The 18,975-nt window shown below is 32.6% G+C and carries 19 protein-coding genes and 1 pseudogene; all 20 read right to left on the bottom strand.

All coding sequences use genetic code 11. From position 1 onward, the window contains the following. Nucleotides 1–1,345 (bottom strand): hypothetical protein (locus K4G57_RS08635; RefSeq protein ID WP_221561844.1); only part of this gene is annotated, 1,345 nt, incomplete at its 3' end. Then, nucleotides 1,342–2,469 carry a CatB-related O-acetyltransferase gene (locus tag K4G57_RS08630; RefSeq protein ID WP_221561843.1) on the bottom strand — a complete coding sequence of 376 codons (1,128 nt, stop codon included), beginning with the start codon at nucleotides 2,467–2,469 and terminating at the stop codon, nucleotides 1,342–1,344. The genes K4G57_RS08635 and K4G57_RS08630, both read right to left, overlap by 4 nt. A 5-nt stretch (nucleotides 2,470–2,474) precedes the next feature. After that, nucleotides 2,475–3,134 (bottom strand): TylF/MycF/NovP-related O-methyltransferase, encoded by a 660-nt coding sequence (locus K4G57_RS08625; protein WP_221532777.1) that lies wholly within the window; start codon nucleotides 3,132–3,134, stop codon nucleotides 2,475–2,477. 41 nt (nucleotides 3,135–3,175) lie between these two features. Further along, the gene (locus tag K4G57_RS08620) at nucleotides 3,176–3,982 is read right to left on the bottom strand and encodes a class I SAM-dependent methyltransferase (protein ID WP_221561842.1); all 807 of its coding nucleotides are present in this window, start codon (nucleotides 3,980–3,982) and stop codon (nucleotides 3,176–3,178) included. Continuing rightward, a complete protein-coding gene (locus K4G57_RS08615) occupies nucleotides 3,975–4,133 on the bottom strand; it encodes a hypothetical protein (protein WP_221532775.1) in 159 nt (52 codons plus the stop codon). Before K4G57_RS08615 ends, K4G57_RS08620 begins: the two co-directional genes overlap by 8 nt. A gap of 10 nt (nucleotides 4,134–4,143) precedes the next feature. Then, a complete protein-coding gene (locus tag K4G57_RS09160; protein WP_236035820.1) occupies nucleotides 4,144–4,350 on the bottom strand; it encodes a polysaccharide deacetylase family protein in 207 nt (68 codons plus the stop codon). Further along, nucleotides 4,340–5,125, bottom strand: a complete 786-nt coding sequence (locus K4G57_RS08610; RefSeq protein ID WP_236035819.1) for a polysaccharide deacetylase family protein — start codon at nucleotides 5,123–5,125, stop codon at nucleotides 4,340–4,342. The genes K4G57_RS09160 and K4G57_RS08610 overlap by 11 nt, the downstream gene beginning before the upstream one ends. Continuing rightward, nucleotides 5,122–5,919: a formyl transferase gene (locus K4G57_RS08605; RefSeq protein WP_221532773.1), complete on the bottom strand. Its 798-nt coding sequence runs from the start codon at nucleotides 5,917–5,919 to the stop codon at nucleotides 5,122–5,124. The genes K4G57_RS08610 and K4G57_RS08605 overlap by 4 nt, the downstream gene beginning before the upstream one ends. Before the next feature lie 144 nt (nucleotides 5,920–6,063). After that, nucleotides 6,064–7,395: an ANL family adenylate-forming protein gene (locus K4G57_RS08595; protein WP_221561841.1), complete on the bottom strand. Its 1,332-nt coding sequence runs from the start codon at nucleotides 7,393–7,395 to the stop codon at nucleotides 6,064–6,066. Continuing rightward, nucleotides 7,388–8,119 (bottom strand): SDR family NAD(P)-dependent oxidoreductase, encoded by a 732-nt coding sequence (locus K4G57_RS08590; protein ID WP_221532771.1) that lies wholly within the window; start codon nucleotides 8,117–8,119, stop codon nucleotides 7,388–7,390. Before K4G57_RS08590 ends, K4G57_RS08595 begins: the two co-directional genes overlap by 8 nt. Next, entirely contained in the window at nucleotides 8,116–8,406 is a 291-nt protein-coding gene (locus tag K4G57_RS08585; protein WP_221561840.1) for a hypothetical protein, read from the bottom strand. The genes K4G57_RS08590 and K4G57_RS08585 overlap by 4 nt, the downstream gene beginning before the upstream one ends. A 2-nt stretch (nucleotides 8,407–8,408) precedes the next feature. Further along, nucleotides 8,409–9,413 carry a hypothetical protein gene (locus tag K4G57_RS08580; RefSeq protein ID WP_221532769.1) on the bottom strand — a complete coding sequence of 335 codons (1,005 nt, stop codon included), beginning with the start codon at nucleotides 9,411–9,413 and terminating at the stop codon, nucleotides 8,409–8,411. A 2-nt stretch (nucleotides 9,414–9,415) separates the two neighbouring features. After that, on the bottom strand, nucleotides 9,416–10,075 hold the full coding sequence (locus K4G57_RS08575; protein ID WP_346728175.1) for a TylF/MycF/NovP-related O-methyltransferase: 660 nt from the start codon (nucleotides 10,073–10,075) through the stop codon (nucleotides 9,416–9,418). 207 nt (nucleotides 10,076–10,282) lie between these two features. Beyond that, nucleotides 10,283–11,410 (bottom strand): UDP-N-acetylglucosamine 2-epimerase, encoded by a 1,128-nt coding sequence (gene neuC / locus K4G57_RS08570; RefSeq protein ID WP_221532767.1) that lies wholly within the window; start codon nucleotides 11,408–11,410, stop codon nucleotides 10,283–10,285. Then, nucleotides 11,407–12,441: an N-acetylneuraminate synthase family protein gene (locus K4G57_RS08565; RefSeq protein ID WP_221532780.1), complete on the bottom strand. Its 1,035-nt coding sequence runs from the start codon at nucleotides 12,439–12,441 to the stop codon at nucleotides 11,407–11,409. The genes neuC and K4G57_RS08565 overlap by 4 nt, the downstream gene beginning before the upstream one ends. Before the next feature lie 5 nt (nucleotides 12,442–12,446). Further along, on the bottom strand, nucleotides 12,447–13,802 hold the full coding sequence (locus tag K4G57_RS08560) for a hypothetical protein (protein WP_221561838.1): 1,356 nt from the start codon (nucleotides 13,800–13,802) through the stop codon (nucleotides 12,447–12,449). A gap of 2 nt (nucleotides 13,803–13,804) precedes the next feature. Continuing rightward, nucleotides 13,805–14,590 (bottom strand): hypothetical protein, encoded by a 786-nt coding sequence (locus K4G57_RS08555; protein WP_221561837.1) that lies wholly within the window; start codon nucleotides 14,588–14,590, stop codon nucleotides 13,805–13,807. Continuing rightward, nucleotides 14,590–15,417 carry a hypothetical protein gene (locus tag K4G57_RS08550; RefSeq protein WP_221532765.1) on the bottom strand — a complete coding sequence of 276 codons (828 nt, stop codon included), beginning with the start codon at nucleotides 15,415–15,417 and terminating at the stop codon, nucleotides 14,590–14,592. Before K4G57_RS08550 ends, K4G57_RS08555 begins: the two co-directional genes overlap by 1 nt. Beyond that, nucleotides 15,414–18,335 carry an HAD-IA family hydrolase gene (locus K4G57_RS08545; protein ID WP_221532764.1) on the bottom strand — a complete coding sequence of 974 codons (2,922 nt, stop codon included), beginning with the start codon at nucleotides 18,333–18,335 and terminating at the stop codon, nucleotides 15,414–15,416. Before K4G57_RS08545 ends, K4G57_RS08550 begins: the two co-directional genes overlap by 4 nt. Next, nucleotides 18,313–18,975: pseudogene (locus K4G57_RS08540) on the bottom strand (glycosyltransferase family 2 protein); the annotation flags it as partial. The pseudogene K4G57_RS08540 and the gene K4G57_RS08545, both read right to left, overlap by 23 nt.

Genomic DNA, 18,975 nt, shown 5'->3' with positions numbered 1-18,975 from the left:
GTAGCTCTGTAATATAACTTAAAACAAAAGGCATTCTAATATAACCTTTAAGACTTTTAGAGTTTTCTATCAAAGCAACTCCTAGTTTGTAGGAGAGTTGGGATTTAAGGCGGGTTTTAGCAGTAGGGCTTTTTAGAGTTTTTAAAGTATTGTTTAGGGTTTGGATTTGGGTTTGGAGGGGAGCTAATTTTCTTGAATCCATCACTAAGCAATACGCATCAATAACTTTTTGATAGCTTTTTACAGGAGGGATTAAATGCTGAAAATTTAAATGCTTAGGAAAAGTGATTTCTAAATCCTCAAGGCTTTGCAAAGAAAGCCTTTCTTTATAAAAATTCCCTTCGTTTTTAGCTAAGAAAAAAGCGATTGTGTCGCAGTATTTAAGAATTTGTTTTGTTTCTCTAAATGTCCAAGTAAGGTAAGTTTTAAGCTCTTTACTTTGCGTTTGAATACTTATAAAGCTTTCTTCATCAATTAAAAAATTTTCTCCAAGCTCAAAAACTTGATTGTAAGAATTGGTTTGTTGGATAAATTCTTTATTTTTGTTGTGGAATTTGATTTGTGAGGCATTTTGTCTTGATTCCCCAAAAGTGAAAAATTCCTTTTTGTTATTAAGATTCCAAGTGTGCAAAGCTAAGCAATAGAAATTTTTAAATTTTTCCCCAAAATAAAGTTTAGAATTTTCAAAGAGCCTAAAGCTTTTTTCGCAATACATAGAATTTTTACTTAAAGTTGCTTCAGCTTCAGGTTGCATTTCTTCAAGGCTTAAAACTTTAAATTCAGGGTTGTCATTGCTGGATTTAAGCTCTTTAGAATCGCTAAATGCCTTTAAATTTTTAATGATATTTATGCCAAGCTCTTGCATAATTTCTGCTTGAGGATGTATAGGGTCTATTCTGTGATTAAATTCTATAAGCGCGTTTTCTTCGTAATACTTTGACATATCAATACAATTAAAACCATACTTTAGTATTAGTTTTCTATGGATATTATTGAGGATTTTATAATTTGCGTGAAATCGTGGCAAAAGCAAACAAAGCACTTTTTTATTGACAAAATAAAGCTCCTTATAAAGCCAATTTAAATCTCTATACGCCCTATCAAGTGTGAAATTTAAGTGCGTATCACCATTTAAATTAATATCCGTTACATTAGATTCTGTAATGATTAAATCCGCTTTTTGCAAAAGTTCTTTATGTCTTATAATTTCATATAAGTTTTGGATACAAGTAGTCGCTCCTAATGCAAAATTATGAATTTTTATATTTTTATCACTTTGTAAGCCTAAATATAAGCCATTTTGCATGACGCTATTGCTTGCTCCAAGTAAAACAATATTTTTCATCTCTTTTTCTCCCTAAACTCTCTTTTTAACCTACGCACTTCTTGAAAAAAGGTAAGGTAAGCAAATATTCGATTTGCCCCCCCCCCCGCAGAATTAGCTTTTATTAAAGCTTCTCCTAACTTGTAAGAAAGACTTGTTTTTATCTTTAAAGATTCTTTATAATCAAAATAAGACTCTAAAGGAGGAAGTTTTAATTTAGGATTCTTTTTTATTTTTTCTTGGTATTCTTTTTGTTCTTTATAATGCTTATCTTTTATATAAGATAAGACATAAGGCATTCTTATATAGCCTAAAAGACTTTTAGAATTATCTATCAAAGCAACTCCTAGTTTATAAGAGAGATGAGATTTAAGGCGGGAGGAGGCACCTAGAGGTTGATTAGGTATGGTTATTGATTTATATGTTTTTGCCATTTCCAAGAGTTCCTCAAAATATAATTTTTGAGGCTTAAAGGGCTTAATTTGATGATTTTGTATCTGCTCCTCTAGCTTATCAAGATAGGCATTTATCTCTAAACCCCAAGGAATCTTTTTAAACTCGTAGGCATTATATTTCCACCACTGCAAAGCCAAAAGTCTTTTTATGGTATTTTTATCAAAGCGATATTTTAGGATTTTCGCACTCACTCCTCCTACTATGGCATAGGGTGGGACATCTTTAGTAACAAGGGAGTTAGCACCTATTACACAACCCGTGTGTAGTTTCACACCCGGTTTTATCATCGCATTATCCGCTATCCAGACATCATTTTCAATAATAGTCTTAGCAGGTTGGCAAAACATAGTTTCCTCATAAATCACAGGTGAGGAAGTAATCAAATTTAGAGGGTGTGAATCTCGCATAAAGCGTAAATTCGCTATGGAACAATATCTGCCTATTTGAATATCTGGTCTATTAAAAGCAGCGTGATTATAGGAGTGTGCGCCTATGCTATGCAAAATCAAAGAAGTATTTCTTGTATGGCTTTCCATAAAACCCTTTTCAAAAGGAATTTTTATCTTTATTCCCTCTTTGAGTGCAGGACAATGGATATTTTTCATATGTAAAGATTCCAAAATGTAAGTATTTACACTTATTTCTATGTGTTTAATCTTGCAACCATACATATATTCTAGTATTTGCATTTAATTTAATCCTTTATAATAAAGCTTGGCTTGTGCAAAAAAGGAAGTTTTTGCAAATAAAGCTTTTTATCTTTAATAAACTCATCCACCGCCTTAGTCTCTCCTGCAAAGATTCCGTAATCATCAAATGCTATTATGCCCCCCCCCCCTACTTTTTCATACATATTTTCTAAGATAGTTACAGCGGGTTCATAAACATCAGTATCAATGTGCAAAAGTGCGATTTTAAGCTCGGGATTGTCCTTGCAATACTTTGGCAAAGTTTTGTTAATATCACCCTTGATAAGCGCATAATTTTCTACCTTTTTATAGGCTAAAGCCTCTTGCATTTGTGCATAGCTAATACCACTTCCTGCTTCATCAATAAAGGCTTGCCTTTTTTGCTTATCCTCTTCAAAATTTGTTTTTGGAAATGCGCCAAAAGTATCAAAACCTATGATTTTTCTGCTTGCTTGTGTTTCAAGGATATTTCTAAAATGCGCCCATTCAAAAAAAGAATTTCCCTTAAACACTCCACATTCTACAACAGCCCCGGGCAAATGCGTGATTTTTTTATACAGCTCTAAATGCACCATAAATTTAGCAATGCGTCTATCATCAGCAGTGATAAAATAGCCATTTTCGTAGTCAAATGCCTTTTGTGTGTCGTAAGAATTTAGTTTCATTTTTTCTCCTTTAAAGTTTTTATGCTACGCGCATAAGGGTATCAATTCCCCCCCCCGCCTTTTAGGCAAAAATTAATTTGCCTTTCATTCCACATACCTAAAGACTCTTCTTTTAGCTCAAAGAAATGTTGGTCATAGGATTTATTATAAATATAATGCCATTTTCTTTGAAAATTTGCTTTCAAAAATCTTGCATTTGCCGTTCTGCCATCTACTACAATTAAAGCACCGGGCAACAAAAAATGTTCCATAGCTAAAATATCAGCTGCCATAGGAAGTCTATCTTGATGAGACATAGAAAAACCCCTAATATCTCCTTTGGTTTTATAAAGCCCCGGTCCATCAAGATAGATAAAATCAGGACAAATATTGGGAATTTTTTCATAATAAGTGCAAATTCTATCATTAAAGGTAGAAATTGTCGTGGGGCTATAGTTGAAAATAACATTATTTGTTTTATATATTTTTTTTGTATTTTCTATCCATTTTTCATCATCATCTACGCTATAACACAAAAAAGCATTAGTGCGTCTTAAATTTTTGCTTACAAATTCACTATATTTAGATTTATTGTGTTCTAAGGCATCGTCAAAAACCATAGTGCTTTTTCCAAGTCCAAATTCTAAAATAGTAGTAACTTTTCTTGTAGTGATTAAATAATGAAGTCTTATTAAATCATCTAATTCTGCGTGAAAAGCTTGTGTTGGTGTTGGATTGACATTGTGATAAGGGTCATTTACTATGTTTTTTCTGTCTAATTTTTTATAATCTTTTATATTATTAATTCCTAATTTTTTATAAAATGGGAATTTTAAAAGATATTCTTCATAATTTAAATTTTTAAACATTACTAACTCCTTTAATTTCGCGAGAGTTTCTTGTCTCTACAATATCCCTAAAATGCACCATAAATTTAGCAATGCGTCTATCATCAGCAGTGATAAAATAGCCATTTTCGTAGTCAAATGCCTTTTGTGTGTCGTAAGCATTTAGTTTCATTTTTTCTCCTTTAACCTAAATTTGCCTTGCCGTATTCAAAAAGATTGCAATCATACCTTGGCAGGGCTTGGGGGTTTTGCAAAATATCCTCTAGGCTAATATCCTTATAATTTACATCAAAGGAAAATTTTACGCCTAAATTTTTCAAAATCTCTTTCGTCTCTTGCGTATAAGTGTGCGCTCCTCCATAAGGATAACAAAAGGTTTTAGCTATCAAGCCCCCCCCCCCCTATTATTTGCTCTAAAAACTCAAAGGATTTTTGAAGTTCTTGTTTTTGTTCTTCTTTTGTGAGTTTAGACAAAACGAAATGGTTATGAGAGTGGCTACCTACAATCATCTTTTCTTTTTGCAAGGTTTTAAGCGCATCAATGCTCATATAGAGATTTTCAAACAATGCATAATCCTCACAGATTTCTTCCATCAAAGAATCTAGCAAACTTTCTCTGTATGCGTATTTGATGTAATAATTAAAAAGTTTTTTAAATTCGCTTGTTGCAAAATCATTATCTTGATTAAGGTAAGTTTTATTTTCAAAAAAAGCTTTTTCGCTATCTTTGATAATGCAAACACCCTTTTGCTTTTGAAAAAGTTTGATTTTCTCATTTGCAAGGTCTAAAAGCTTTTTGCCCCCAAGTTTGCCAAGCAAAAAATGGATTCTATGGACATCTAAGGCTTTTTTTCTTTCATAAACTCCACTGCATACAAAGAAAAATCCAAACAATCCACGTTTTTTAAGCTCTTTAAAAACAAAATCATAATGGTCTTTTAATCCGTCATCAAAAGTAAGCAAAATTTTGCCCTTGTAGTGTTCGTATTGCTTTGCATTTTGTGGAGGATTTTCATACAAATTTAAAAATTCTTCATAAGTTAAAAAAGAATAATTTTTTTCAAAATAATCTAGCTGTTTTTTAAAATTTTCAAAATCCAAATACCGAAAAAAAGGGGTATTTTTATCACTTTTTCTTACATAGTGATACATTATAGCTTTCATAATAAGTCCTTTAAAGAAGGGTTTTGCAGGATTTTGACCTGTCTTTTTTGTGAAAAATAATCCTGCAAGGAGTTTGCTAAATTGTCATAGGCTTTTTTTGTAGCAAGGGGAGTAAAATCACTATTCCTATAAAGCTTCCCGCTTTTTTTATCTTTGGGTTGTTCTAGCTTTTCTAAATTTTCAAATTCTTTAATGATGCCTCTATAAACTTTTGCGATTCTTGCAATAAGGCGATTGCCGATTTTATGCATATCATCATTTGGGTAAATTTCCGCTTGAATTTGGTGGATTATATCCCCTGTATCAATCCCCTCATCCATATACATAAAAGTTGCTCCTATGTATTCTAACTCTCCATTGACAAAAGGAAAGAAATTCGTTCCACTCCCGCGATAATAAGGGGATAATCCCAAATGCACATTTAAGATTCTGTCTCTAAAGGCTTTTATTAAATGAGGTTTTAGGATAGAGCAACCATAAGCCACAAGTAAATCAGGCTTTAAGGCAAGGATTTCGTCAAACTTTTCTTGGGTATTGATTGCATTTTTTTCTATGTAGCAAGGATTAGAATAATCAGGGCTTAACTCCACAAAACTTTCAAAAAAATCTTTTTCACTTTGGTCTCTTGCTTGTAAATGTCTGCTTTGAAACTCGTCCTTAAAGGAAGCCTTGAAAATCGCGCTTTGCTTCTCACAATAGCTTTTTAAAACTTTGATATTTTCATCAAGCGCTAATGCCTTACGCATAAAAGTATGTCTTAGCGCATCGCTTGTTAGGATAATAATCTTTTGCATTATTACCCCCTTAAGCACAAAGCCTATAAGGGCTTGCAGATTCCAAATTCGCAGACTCAAGATTTGCAGAATCAAAACTTGCAAGTTCAAAGTTTGCAAGTTCAAAGTTTGCACAAGCAAATAAGTATAAGGTAAAGCTATCATTTAGCCCCCCCCCCCAATAATATTTCTAAGCTTTTTAAATCTCTTACTCATTGCTAAAGATTCTACAATTTCTACTTTTGTAGGGATTTTGAAAGTTGCAAGTTTATCTTTACAAAAGCTTCTTATTTGTTTTTTTAGCTCTAAATTTGAGAGTGCAATTTTAGTATCTAAAACCACTTTTACGCTCACACTTTGTCCCATGATAGCACTAGATTCTCCATATACTAGACAATCTTTAACGCAAGGAATTTCTAAAATCACATTTTCAACCTCTTGTGGCAAAACTTTCTCTCCACCGACATTAATCATTTCTTTGCTCCTACCTAAAATTTTAAGATATTCCTCTCCATCTGATTGCATAATCTCTACTAAATCCCCTGTGGCAAAGTAACCCTCATTATCAAATGCACTATTATCTGCATTAAGATAACCTAGAGTTTGTGTTTTGGATTTTAAATAAAGCTCGTTATTGATGATTTTATAAGGATTTAGGATTTTAAAAAAACCTTTTTTGCTTGGGTGGGATTTTGTCTTTATGGCGCTTGTCTCGCTTGTGCCAAAGCTTTGCTTGAATTTAACGTGAGGTAGGGCTTGTTGTAAAGATTCTAAAAGTGTTTCACTCATCGCCTCACTTCCATAAATGACTAATTTTAAGGCGTCTAAGGCATATTTTTTATATTCTGATAAAAGCAAAAGCCTAAGCAATGTTGGTGAAGCAGGTAAAATCTCAATTTTATGCTGCTCTAAGGCACTTAAAATATATTGCGGTTGCCTTTGCTTAGGAATTATCAAAGTCCCGCCCCCAGCTAGAGCATTTAGCATCACATCAATACCAGCAATATGATCGGGCAAATATACGCTTAAGATTCTAAGAGGATTATATTTTTTGTCGCAATAAAATTTTAGAAAACTCTCTAAATTATGCACGATAGCCTTTGGCTTGCCTGTGCTACCACTTGAAAAGAGAATCAACCCACTTGATTTGTCTGTTTTAAGCTTTTCTAATAGGGCATATTTTTTAGAATTTAGGGTTTGAATTTGGGTTTTGTCTAAAATAAACTCAATACCAAATTCACTTAAATCAAAGTCAATATTCTTAGTTAAAAGCGGACAAATGATACATTTTTTACTATAAAGGGCAAAAAAATAAGCAAAATAAAGAGGACTATAATCCCCCAATATCGCGACAACACTGCCTTGTGGAATGCTATGTAAAGTTTGCTTTTTGTTTTGTATTTCTTGGAGCAATGTTGCATAGGTGTAAGTTTTATCCTCACAGATAATAGCAACATTATCTCTAAATTGTGCGATTTGCTCTAAAAAATCAGCCATTCACACCACCTAAATAAACTACTTGCCCTGTGATAAAATTACTTTTTTCATCTAAGAAAAATTCAATCACATTTAAAACATCTTCAAAGTTACCAAATCTTTTAATAGCTTGTTGGTTTAAAAGAGAATCCATTTTTGCCTTTGGCACATTTTTGATTAAATCTGTCGGCACGGGTGTAGGACCTACTGCATTTAAAGTAATTCCAAATTCACTTAATTCTTTTGCTGCAACTTGTGTGAGATTGACTAAAGCCGCCTTTGAGGCAGCATAAATTGCCTCTCCCTCTAATCTTAGCGGAGTTGCTATGGTTGCAAAATTGACAATCCTATAAGGCATAGTAATCTTGCAATCTTTATGCTTTTTACAATCCCACACCATGACCTTAGCAACTTCCCTTAAAAACAAAAAACTTCCAAAAACATTTGTGCTAAAGATATTTTGCATAGTGCTAAAAGGCGTGGTTAAAATATGATTCATAGAAGCAATACCAGCATTATTAAGCAAAACATCAATTTTTCCAAATTCTTTTTTAAGTTTTCTAATCATTGCTACAACCGCTTTTTCATCACTTACATCAAGCTCAAAATGCCGATAATTTTTATGGCTGATACTGCTCTTGCCTCGCGAGCAACCGCACACAATATGTCCTTTGTCTAAATAATGCTCACTCAAATCCTTACCGATACCTTTTCTTGTGCCTGTTATCACAAAAACTTTACTCATTCTTTGCTCTTTATATATATATATTCACTTAAACTGCTCACATCTTTAAATGGTGAATTTCTTGCACTCATAGTTTTTTCATCAGCTAAAACTATGTCAATCCCTAAATGCTCACTTAAGGAACTTTCTAAATCCGCAATAAAACTGACTAAGCTTAAAGAATCCAAATTTCCCTCTATGCCATAAATATGCGTGTTTGCATGAGGATTTTTTAGATTCTCATTATCTAGCTCATCATTTATATTTTTCAAAGCCTCACAAATTAAATCTTGAATTTTGTTTTTCATTTTTACTCCTTTATAAAATTTGGTCTATCTTGGTCAGAATCGCCTTTAAAAATCACACAAGGCGAAACTTTGCTTTTATAAGCAAATTCAAGATTTATATTTTCTTTTAGATAAGGTTCAAAATAATTTGGAATAATCTCTCCCTTAGCTTTTAGAGTAAATCCCATATTAAGAAGCGCGTTTTGATTTTCCACATAGCACAAAAAATCAATATATTCAGCTTCAAATTCCAAAAGCAAAGAAACAAAACATGCATAAAGATTAGGAATGAAATCTCCTAACCAATCCACTATTCTAAGACAACAATGCCCATTAACTTCAAGCTTTCTAAATACAAAGGCACTCTTAAGCAATTCTTTTTCAAAAATCCCATAAATTTTGTATGTATAAAAAGGGTGTTTTGCATATCTGTTTTCTAAAAAGTCTTTACTTTTTAAAGGGTGAAATACACCTTTAATCGTCAAATCTTTAGGATTGATAGCTTTAAAACTATATGGAGTTTGTAGCTTATTTTGCGCCCTTTTGTCGTTTTCAAAGTGGGCTATTTGAAAATCTTTATATAAAGGATTTTTGATATAAAAATGCTCTAAATTTCCAAGCTTGTATTTAAAAGCTTTGTAAATTCTCTTAGCATCCTCACTGATTCCAATAGCGGCTATAAAATTGGGTTTAAAGGTGTTAAAAAAATATAATAAAACTTTAAGTCCTATACCGCTTTTTTTAGAAGAGTCCTTAACCTTCCATATAGCAAGCCAAAATTCATTATGCGTTAAATTGTTATCAAAAAAATTCAAAGGAATAAAACCTAGCACAGCATCAAATTCTTGTGTTTGAGGGTTAAGAGCGATGATAAAATTGTATTGTTGTGTTGCTTTATCAAGATGCTGAAAATCAAGCATTTCCTTACTTTTGACAAAAATATGGTCGCTTTTCCAATGTTCTTTAAGAAAGCTAATAAGTTTGTCGTATTCACTTTCTAAACAAATTCTAATCTCGTGTTTATCCATCTCTACTCCTTTACCAAAGCGACACCATTTCCAAAACCAAGAGGTATAGGCATAGTTTTTAAGTGGTGTTTGGTTAAAAATGCATCAAGAGCTCTTTTTGGTCCATTATGCGGTGAAAAATAACTCACTATGATAGCCCCGCCCTTAACAAGACGAGGATAAAAAAACTCTAACCCCGCTAATACAACTTTGTATAAATCTGGGTCTAAATTCACAAAAACAAAATCATCCTCTACACCTTTAGCACTTTGAGGAAAAACGCCTTTTTTAATCACACAATTTTGCGGATAGGTCATTTTATCCATTACCATTTTTATGGAAGTATCACAGAGATGACCCTCTCCAAACTCCCTTGCCTCGTCATCTTTATCTGCATTAATATCCCCAAGCGCATACCCCTCAAAAGTGTCAAATAAATAAATTTTACGTTCTTTAAAATAATAATTAATCCACTTCGCGCTATCTCCTTGATAGACTCCAAGCTCTGCTACTGCGCCTTTGAGATTTTTATCCTTAAGAAGATAAGAAAACTTTTCTAAAAAGCTTCGCAATCCTTGTTGATAAAAATCTATTAAAGTGCTATCTATTTTTTCCCTCGCTATTTTTAGGGATTTAAGAAGCTGGGTGATAATATTCTCTCCGCATACAGAGGCTACAATCACTTTATCAAAATCATGGCATAAAATTGCATTAGGTGCTTTCACAGCAAATTCCTTATTACAAACCTTTATCAAAGTGTTTTGCTTTTTAATATCATTATCTACAAAGAAGAGGATATTAATCCCCCCCCCCCCCCGCAGAATCCTGCAAGACTTTTCTTGCATATTCTTTGCCACCACTTGCTGCACCAAAAACAATGACTTTCATAATTACTCCTTTACTAAAATATCTTTAAATGCTTTTTGTTTATTAATTGCAAAAAATTTTCCACTTTGCAAATATGTAAAAAACATTTGTGAGCTATTAAGAATTTGCGGGGTGCTAACTTGCTTAAAATCCATTTTATGCACCTTTGAAATTGCTTTTAAAATCTCTTCTTTTTTAGAATCTACCCGCATACAATCCTCGCTTCCTGCTCTCTTGTTTTGTCTTGAACCTACTAAGATTCTTGGTATTTGTAAGTAGAGGGCTTCTTTTAAAATGCAAGAGGAGTTTCCTATAATAAAATCCGCATTTTTAAGCAAAGTGATAAAATATTCAAATCTAAGTGAGGGAAAAATTCTAAAATTTTCTAAGCCCTCTAAACTCTTATAGCTTTCTAAAATAAATTCAAATCCCAAGTCATTATTAGGATAGATGACAATATAATTTTTGCCACTCTCTTTAAGGGCTAAAACAAAATTTTCACTTTGTTCTTTAATCGTGTTTAATTCTGTGGTTACTGGGTGAAACATCGCAATAGCATAGTTTTTAAAGTTGATTTCATAATGTTCTTTTGCTGCTTTTAAGGAGAGTTCATTGCTATTAAGAATCTCTAAATCTGGCGAACCTATAATAAAAATGGATTCCTCATCTTCTCCAAGCTGCATGAGCCTTTTTTTTGCCCTTTCATCATTAACTAAATGAATATGGGCTAGTTTAGAGATAGAATGGCGCAAACTATCATCAATTGTGCCTGAGAGTTCCCCTCCCTCAATGTGTGCGACTAAAATATTATTCAAGCTCCCAACAATAGCTGCTGCTAAAGGCTCTATTCTATCTCCATGCACGACGATTAAATCCGGATCTAATTCAGCAATAAATTTAGAAAATCCATCAATGGTAGAGGCTAGTGCCTTATCCATTTGAAAGTATTTGTCAAAATTAATGTATTTAAAAATGTTTTTAAAATGGTATTTATCAATTTCTGTGGAAGTAAAGCCAAAAATATGGCTTAGGTGCATTCCTGTTACGAACACAAAAAGCTCAAAATCTTGAGATTGCTCTACTTTTAGCATTAAAGATTTTATTTTAGAAAAATCCGCTCTTGTGCCTGTTACAAAAACAATTTTTTTCATTCAAAATCCTCATATTTTAGCTGCCTATCCTTTGGTATATCCCTTAGTGCTTTTTTGCCTAGAATTCTCTCAAATTCACTCGCGGCTATGCCTCCTTTGCTGGGTCTTTTGACCCAAATATTCTCCATACTTAAAAGTTCTCCTTTTTGAATTGCTTTAATGCTCACCACACTTGCAAAAGCAAAATCTATGGTAACTTGCTCTTCTTTTACTGCCTCTTTAGAAGCCTTTAAGCCTCTTAAAAGAGCCATTTGCTCACTTTGTGTGATAAGCTCTTTTAAAGCCTCCTCATCCATAGAGCAAATAATATCAGGTCCCTCTCTCTCCATAGTGTCTGTGAAATGACGTTCCAAAACACAAGCACCCAAAGCAGTTGCCCCCAAACATGCAAGATTATTTAAAGTGTGATCGCTTAAACCCACCAAGCAATCAAATTCTTTTTTTAGCGCACACATAGCATTAAGCCTTACAAGATTGGGCGGGGTTGGATAGAGATTAGTTGTGTGCAAAAGCACAAAGGGGATTTCAAATTCTCTTAAAATCCTCACGCTTTCTTTAATGCTTTGTAGGTTATTCATGCCCGTGCTAAGTATCATAGGCTTTTTAAAAGAAGCTATGTGTTTTAAAAGCGGAGTATTATTGCATTCTCCAGAGCCTATTTTAAAGGCATGCACACCCATATCTTGCAGACGATTTGCCGCGGCTCTACTAAAAGGAGTGCTAAGATAAACAAGCCCTTTAGATTCTGCATATTCTTTTAGGGCAAGTTCGTCTTTGGCATTTAGGGCGCATTTTTTCATAATTTCATAGATACTGATTTTTGCATTACCCGGAATGACTTGCTTTGCTTCAGCGCTCATTTCATCTTCTATGATGTGGGTTTGGTGCTTGATGATTTTTGCCCCCGCCCTCTTAGCAGAATCTACCATAAGCTTTGCAAGCTCTAAAGAACCATTGTGATTAATGCCAATTTCTGGCACGACTAAAGGAGCTTTATCTTCACTAATTGTTAAATTAGAGATTTGTATCATTGTATTCACTTCCTCTTCTCCTTAAATTCTTGTTTTAATCGTGGCACATCAAAAAAATAAAATCGCAAATATCCGCCTTTAGCCCAATCCTTATCTGCTTGCATTAATGCAAGTCCAAGTTTATAGGTAAGGCACTCTTTTTCCTTTAAGGCTTCCTTATAATCAGGATAGGTTTCTAGATTTGGTAATTTTAAATGGGGATTGTTTGCAACTCTTCTTGCATAGTCTTTTTGTGCCTGTTTATGCGCTTCTTTGATATAGGAGAGAACATAAGGCATTCTTATATATCCCCATAGACTTTTAGAGTTTAAAATAAGGGCGGCTCCTAGCTTATAGGCTAAGTGAGAGTGGATTCTCTCTTTTGCGGTTATCTGCGGGAAGCTAGGAGGAGGGGGAGGACTGCTGCTGTTTGGTTGTTTGATTTGGAGTTGTTTTAGCTGTATGTCTAGCTCTAAAGATTCTATTTTTAAAAGTTGCTTTTGATAAGAAATCTCCCTTAGCAGTCTTTTGGTGTTTGGATTATCGCTAATTTTTATCTTTGTTTTTTTCTCTAGTGCATATTTTTTAGCATAGAGTTCCACAGGAGGCACAAAAAGGCGGTGCATTTTGAGAGGATTTTCTTTGTAGTCTTTAAGTTTGCCTTGCTGTGCTAGTTCCTCTAAAGAATTTGCAGCCAAATTATAAATGTGCTCTGGAGGAATGTGGAAATTTGCCACAAAAACACTTTGGATATCTGTGGTTTTTAAATTTTCTTTTAAAACTCCATAAAAGCAAGGGATTCCCTCTTGGAATCGGATAATATCAGGATAATGGTCTAAATGAAAATAAAAGCCAACGCCGGGTTTTTTACAAAAATGAAAAGGCACTAGGGCTGTGGTTGAAACATCGCTTATTGCTATATCACACAGCGCACAATAGCAAATCTTTGTGCGATAATCATAACCACTAAGGCTTTTAAGCTTGATTTTCTCTCCTTTGCTTCCAAGAATGGTAGCGACATTTTTAGGGGGTTGCTTTGTTTGAGATTCTAAAGTATCTGCTTTTGTGGCAGGGGTTTGAGTGCTTTGTTTATCTTTAAGGTGGGATTGTGCAGCACCCTCCTCGCCACATTTTTTGTAATAACTAAAATCCTCGCAAGCTTGAAATGCTTCTTTTGTGTGTTCTACAATTTTCCAAAAAGCCTCTAAATTGTCCTTAACCTCTATCCTCTCTCCATCATAAGCAGTTAAGCCATCAATAAAAACTTTGATACTAGGAAAATACCGACTTAGGTTTTTTAAAATCAGTGGAATCCCATCCCACTGCTCTAGCCAAACGCGTCGCTCACCCGGGATTCCAAGCCAAATGTGGAGGCTATACATATCTACCTCCTCTTGAGCTTTTGCCCCCCCCCCCCGCTAATATTAGCTCTATGACTATTTTGGGTTTGCTTAACTATGGAATAATAAAAATCTTTTGACAAGGCTTTACTATATGCAGTAAAGGGTAGTATGGCATTTTCTCTTACATAAGGCTGGAGATAAACCAAGTCCTCTTTCTCACTTGCTAGAGATTGGGTTATTTTGTCTGTTTTAAAAAAGATTAATTTTTCATTGGCTACTTTTTTGTTTGCAATGTCTAAGTTTTCAAAATACAACAAAGAAAAATTAAAAAAATGATAAGGACGACAATTTGATAAGGTGAATCCAAATTTAATATCTCTGTAGCTAAAATCTTCGTTTTTCCTTGCTAAAAGTGCTGCTCTAAAAATCGCAAAATGGTTCCTATAATCTCCCCTCCAGCCATCAAGTCTTAATGCTTTGCATTGATGATTATTATCTTGAAAAAAAAGCGAATTAAAACAATCAGAAAATTGTAAGAGAAATAAAGGAAATCCCATATTCTTATCACACATAAAAACAATATTTAAAATAGAGTTATTCCCTTTAAAGCTCTTAACCCCCCTTAATGTTATATGATTATAAATTGGGTGAGATAATTCAAAGTAATCTTCTTTGGCTTTTCTCTCCCAAAAATCCATCATGCCTCTAACATCAGCATTTTTCATATTTTTGCAAAGTTCTGCCAACTCACAATTATATTTTTCGTATTCATAATCACCAAAGCTATAATTTTGCGAAATAATGTTGTCAAAGAATTTTTCAAACATTAGTTAGCCTTGTATCGTGAGATTAGATTTTCTAATTCTTGTGATGATAAATTTTCTTTATCTAGTGCATCCTCTTTATCTTCTTTTTCAATCAAAGAATTAAATTCTTTCAGAGATTCTTCTAAACAAGAGTTTTTGCATTTTAAGCCCATAGGGCAAATTACGGATCTTATGAATACTTCTGTTTCATTTTTGATTTGGCAAAATTTAGGAGAGAAAAAATTAGAAACTTTGCCAATGGGAATTATTTCTTGTGATTGCTGATAAATTTCATATACTGCACTTAGTATCTCACTAAAGTAATGATAAGGACGCCATTGTTCTAAAGTAAAAACAAAATTTTTATGTTTAAAGCAAAGTTCTGCAATATCAATATTTCTAAAATGAGTAAAAACATCTCCTAATCTATTTTTTAAAAAAGTAGGAGAATGTGGAAAATGAATGAGTTTGTCTTCCACCACTAAAATATCAAAAAAATGATGCACTTGTAAGAGCAAAAAGGGAAATTGATTGTTTTTGTCTATAAAAAAACAAAAATTTACAAAAGCAGGTGTAGCATCTCCCCAACCAATGTCTTTGGGAGAGAAATTATAAGTCATTTGACAAACAATTTCATTGTGATAGGGATGTTTAAGGGTTAATTTTCTATTCTTTAGGTGTTTTGCATAAAATTTGGCAGTATAAAGTATAAATTCTTCTTTATTATGAAGGTATAAATCAAACATTGTTGCGATTTCGCATTGGTGATTTTGATAGTCGTATTCTGTTGTAACAAAATTTTTATTCCAATTTTTAAATGAAGTAATAAAATGCGAGATTGTTTTCATAATTGCTTCTCTCTTTTGTATTCTTTATAAATTCTAGAAACTTTAAATGCGAAAGTAAAGGGGTTTTTAAGCATTGCAGAACCTAAGCGATAGGAAAGATATTTTTTACACTTTAAGGATTCTAAATAATCTGCATAAGCTTCTAATGGAGGCAGTTTGTGAAATTTTTTGATTCTCTTATCTATTAGACGTTCAAAGCAAATAAAGATAAGTCGCAAGGGAAGCAGCACAAAGGATTTAAAAGACTTTGCTGCCACCAAACTAGAGCCAAGTTTGTAGGCGAGATGATTTTTTACCCGTTCAGGTGCTCCAAAGAGTGTTTTAGGGTGTAGATTTATCACAGGAATATAACGCAAACTAGCATCATCTAATGCTTTGTAGAGGCAAAAAAACTCCATAATATCTTGAAAGTTTAATTTATGCTGAAAGAATTCTATATGATGTTTTAAAGCCTCATATTCAAACGCTACTTCAAAAGTTCCAAAAGTCTCTAAAATATCTTTAGAAAACGCTAATTCTTCCTTAAGGATAAATTGTTTGTAGATATTAATATGGGAACTCTCATAATAATTTGATTCCCTTTTGAAGCTTAAATCCTTATTGATACTACTTGCGCTAAACTCTGGAGCAGTGATAAAAAATTCTAAAAATTCTATTATTTTATATTCATTCTCACCTTTATAGATATTGGAATAAGTATGTGTTAAATTTACTTTTTTGAGGATATTAACAAACCAATAAAATCCTACAAAGTTTTTATTTGGGAAAATTTTGTTTAATATATTCTCTACCCGAAAAGAAGAGGTTACTAAATCAAAAATCCCTATTTTCTGACTTTTAAAATGAAAATTCTCTAAATATTGCTGATAAAGGGAGAATTTGTTTAGCATTAATTTTTTGATTTGTTCTTTATTTTTTTGAATTAAATCAAAATATTTTTTTTTCTGGTATGAATTTGTAACATTTAAAAACAAGTCAAAATGATTGATAACTTTAAAATCTTCAATTTCTTCTTTAAAAGATAAGATGAGATTAATAACTTTATAATCAATCTTGCTTCTATCAATTAAATCCATTCCAAAAGCCTCATTGCATAAACTCCTACTTGCTTGCACATAATGCGTTTGAATTTTCTCTGTTGCAAAATGTTCTTGCAAGAGATTAAAGATTTTTTCTATCACATAACCATCTCTGGCAATAAAAATCATTTCCTTTAAATTCTCTTTTAAAGCCCCTTTGAAAACAAATTTACTAAGTCCATAACAAATAACTCCGCCATAAAAATATCCTAAATAACTCCAATACTCAACTATATCCTTATCGCAATAAAGCCATTTTTTGAGACAAAGTCCTAAGATAATAGAGATTGTGAGATTGTTAGGATGAAATTCATAAAGCTGTTTAAGTTTAGGATAATCTTGCAAAAAAGATTCCATAGGTTTTGGCAGATAAAAGGCTGTAATGCCTAAAACCTTAGCATTCTCAAAATCGGAAAATTTATTATCGCCAATGTGTAAAATTTCGTCTGCTTTCACATTTAAATCTTGCATAATATATTCATATAAGTCTTTGTGATGTTTTGTTTTACGATTGGTGGAGCTTACATAGAGTTTATGATAATCTTTAATATTATTTTTTTCTAGCACTTCCTTTAAAAACTCACTAGAATGATACATGTCAGAAGTTAAAATGATTGTTTTCCCTAAGGATTTTGCATACTCTAAAATATTTTTTACCAATGGATTAATATAAAGCGTCTGTAATTCAAGCTCTTTTTCTTTGTCTTTTAAAAATTGAAATTTTTTTGGCATTTGACTATAAATCTCATCAAAATTGACTTGTTTTTTATTTAAGGTTTTCATTGCCTTAAATTCAGCCTTACTCCTTAAATATGCAAAGCCTTTTTGTCCAAAATTTTCTTCTAAATGTTTAAAAACATCAATAGGTTTGGCATAAGGACGCACCAAAAGAGTGTCAAATAAATCAAAAGAAATTACTTTGTGTCTAGCAATTATTTTTTTCAAGGTATTTTGATAAAGTATATCTTGAAATTTGGCATTATTAGGATTCTCGACAAAACTAACTTCAAATTCTTTGTATTTTTTATCCTTTTGGAGTTGTCTTTCTATAAACAAACTAGTGAGTTGTTCGCTTGTAAATCCTAACTCCCGCTTTTGCCAAATATTAGCACTTGATAAGCTATCTTTCATTGCTTCATAAAGTGGAAGTAAAATCGCAAAAACAAATTCACAGTATTCAAAAAATAATTCCTTTTTCATTATAAACATATTGCAAGGATAGAAGACTTGTTTTTTTGCAAGATTTTTTGCAAGATAAGCATATTCTTGCAATTCCTTATTAGAGCAAATTTTCTCTTGTATGGCATTGAGTGCTTGAGTATTTTGCCCAATATAAGCAAAGTACTCATAAACACTATAGAGAGACATATCTGTTACTTTAAATTTTTTAGGAATGATTAAATCATAATCTTGGTAATTAAAGTCGTTTATTTGGATAAGCGATTGATAATGTTTAGAAATATTTTCTATTATTGGGTGATACTCTGCAAATTTATTTTGCGAAAAATTCATACAATTTTCATCAAAAATAAAATGTCGTCTATAATGCATAAACCCTATATATTCAGGATTTCCAAGCTTGTCATAATTTTTCCACGCCCAATAGATTCCTGTTAGTTCATTAAAATAACGATTAAGATGAGAAATATTATCCCCCGTATCATCGCCTATCATGTTTTCACAAAGCCATTCAAAATCTTCATCAGAAATTTCGCCATCTTTATGCCCCTCTTTGCTTAAAGCTCTGCCTAAATGGATAGGGGTTAGCACTTCGTCTTTAAATAATGCGCTAGGTTTGTGATAGGAGACTAGGATTTTAATTCGTGAACTTTCTTCCATCTATATTCCTTTGATTTTTTATTAAATTTAAGAAAAGTTTTAAGGGTTTTTGGATTTTAAAGAGTAGCCTTAAGGGTCTTGGGAGACATTTGTCTTGATAGTATTCCTTAGGGTCTTTTAGGATTCTTTTTAGTTTAGCACTTTGCAATGCATCAAAATAACTCCAATCTAGCTCTCCTTTAGCTTCAAGCTCTTTAAAATCCTGTTGGATTCTTTGGAGAAATTCCAGCTTAAATTCTTGTGCGATTCTATTAAGATTCCACACATAACCTTTGAATCTTAAATAAGTGCTGATTTTTGCAGTTTCTAGCTCAATTTTAGGATACCTTTTTAAAAAATCCCGCATAAAATCATATTCTTCGCAAATGCAATATACCTTTGCTTTTGATACACTGCTTGAATTAGGATTATCCCTGCGGTAGCAATAATGTGCCTCTTTAACAAAATAAATACTATGTGCTAGGGTAAAAACTTGAAACCAAAAGCCAGTATCTTGATAAGAAGCACCGGGTATTTCGTTAAATAAAATATTAAATTCGCGCAAAAAATCAAGCTTGTAAATTCCACTTTGATTCATACACCAAGTTTGTGTAAGCACTTTTGCTCCCTGTTTTTCATAAGAGATAATGCTTCCATAAAA

Origin of the sequence: Helicobacter turcicus (assembly GCF_019711685.1) — a bacterium.
Taxonomy (GTDB): Bacteria; Campylobacterota; Campylobacteria; order Campylobacterales; family Helicobacteraceae; genus Helicobacter_D; species Helicobacter_D turcicus.
Note: the sequence above shows the minus strand (reverse complement) of the source record. Positions and strands in the feature narration are given on the sequence as shown.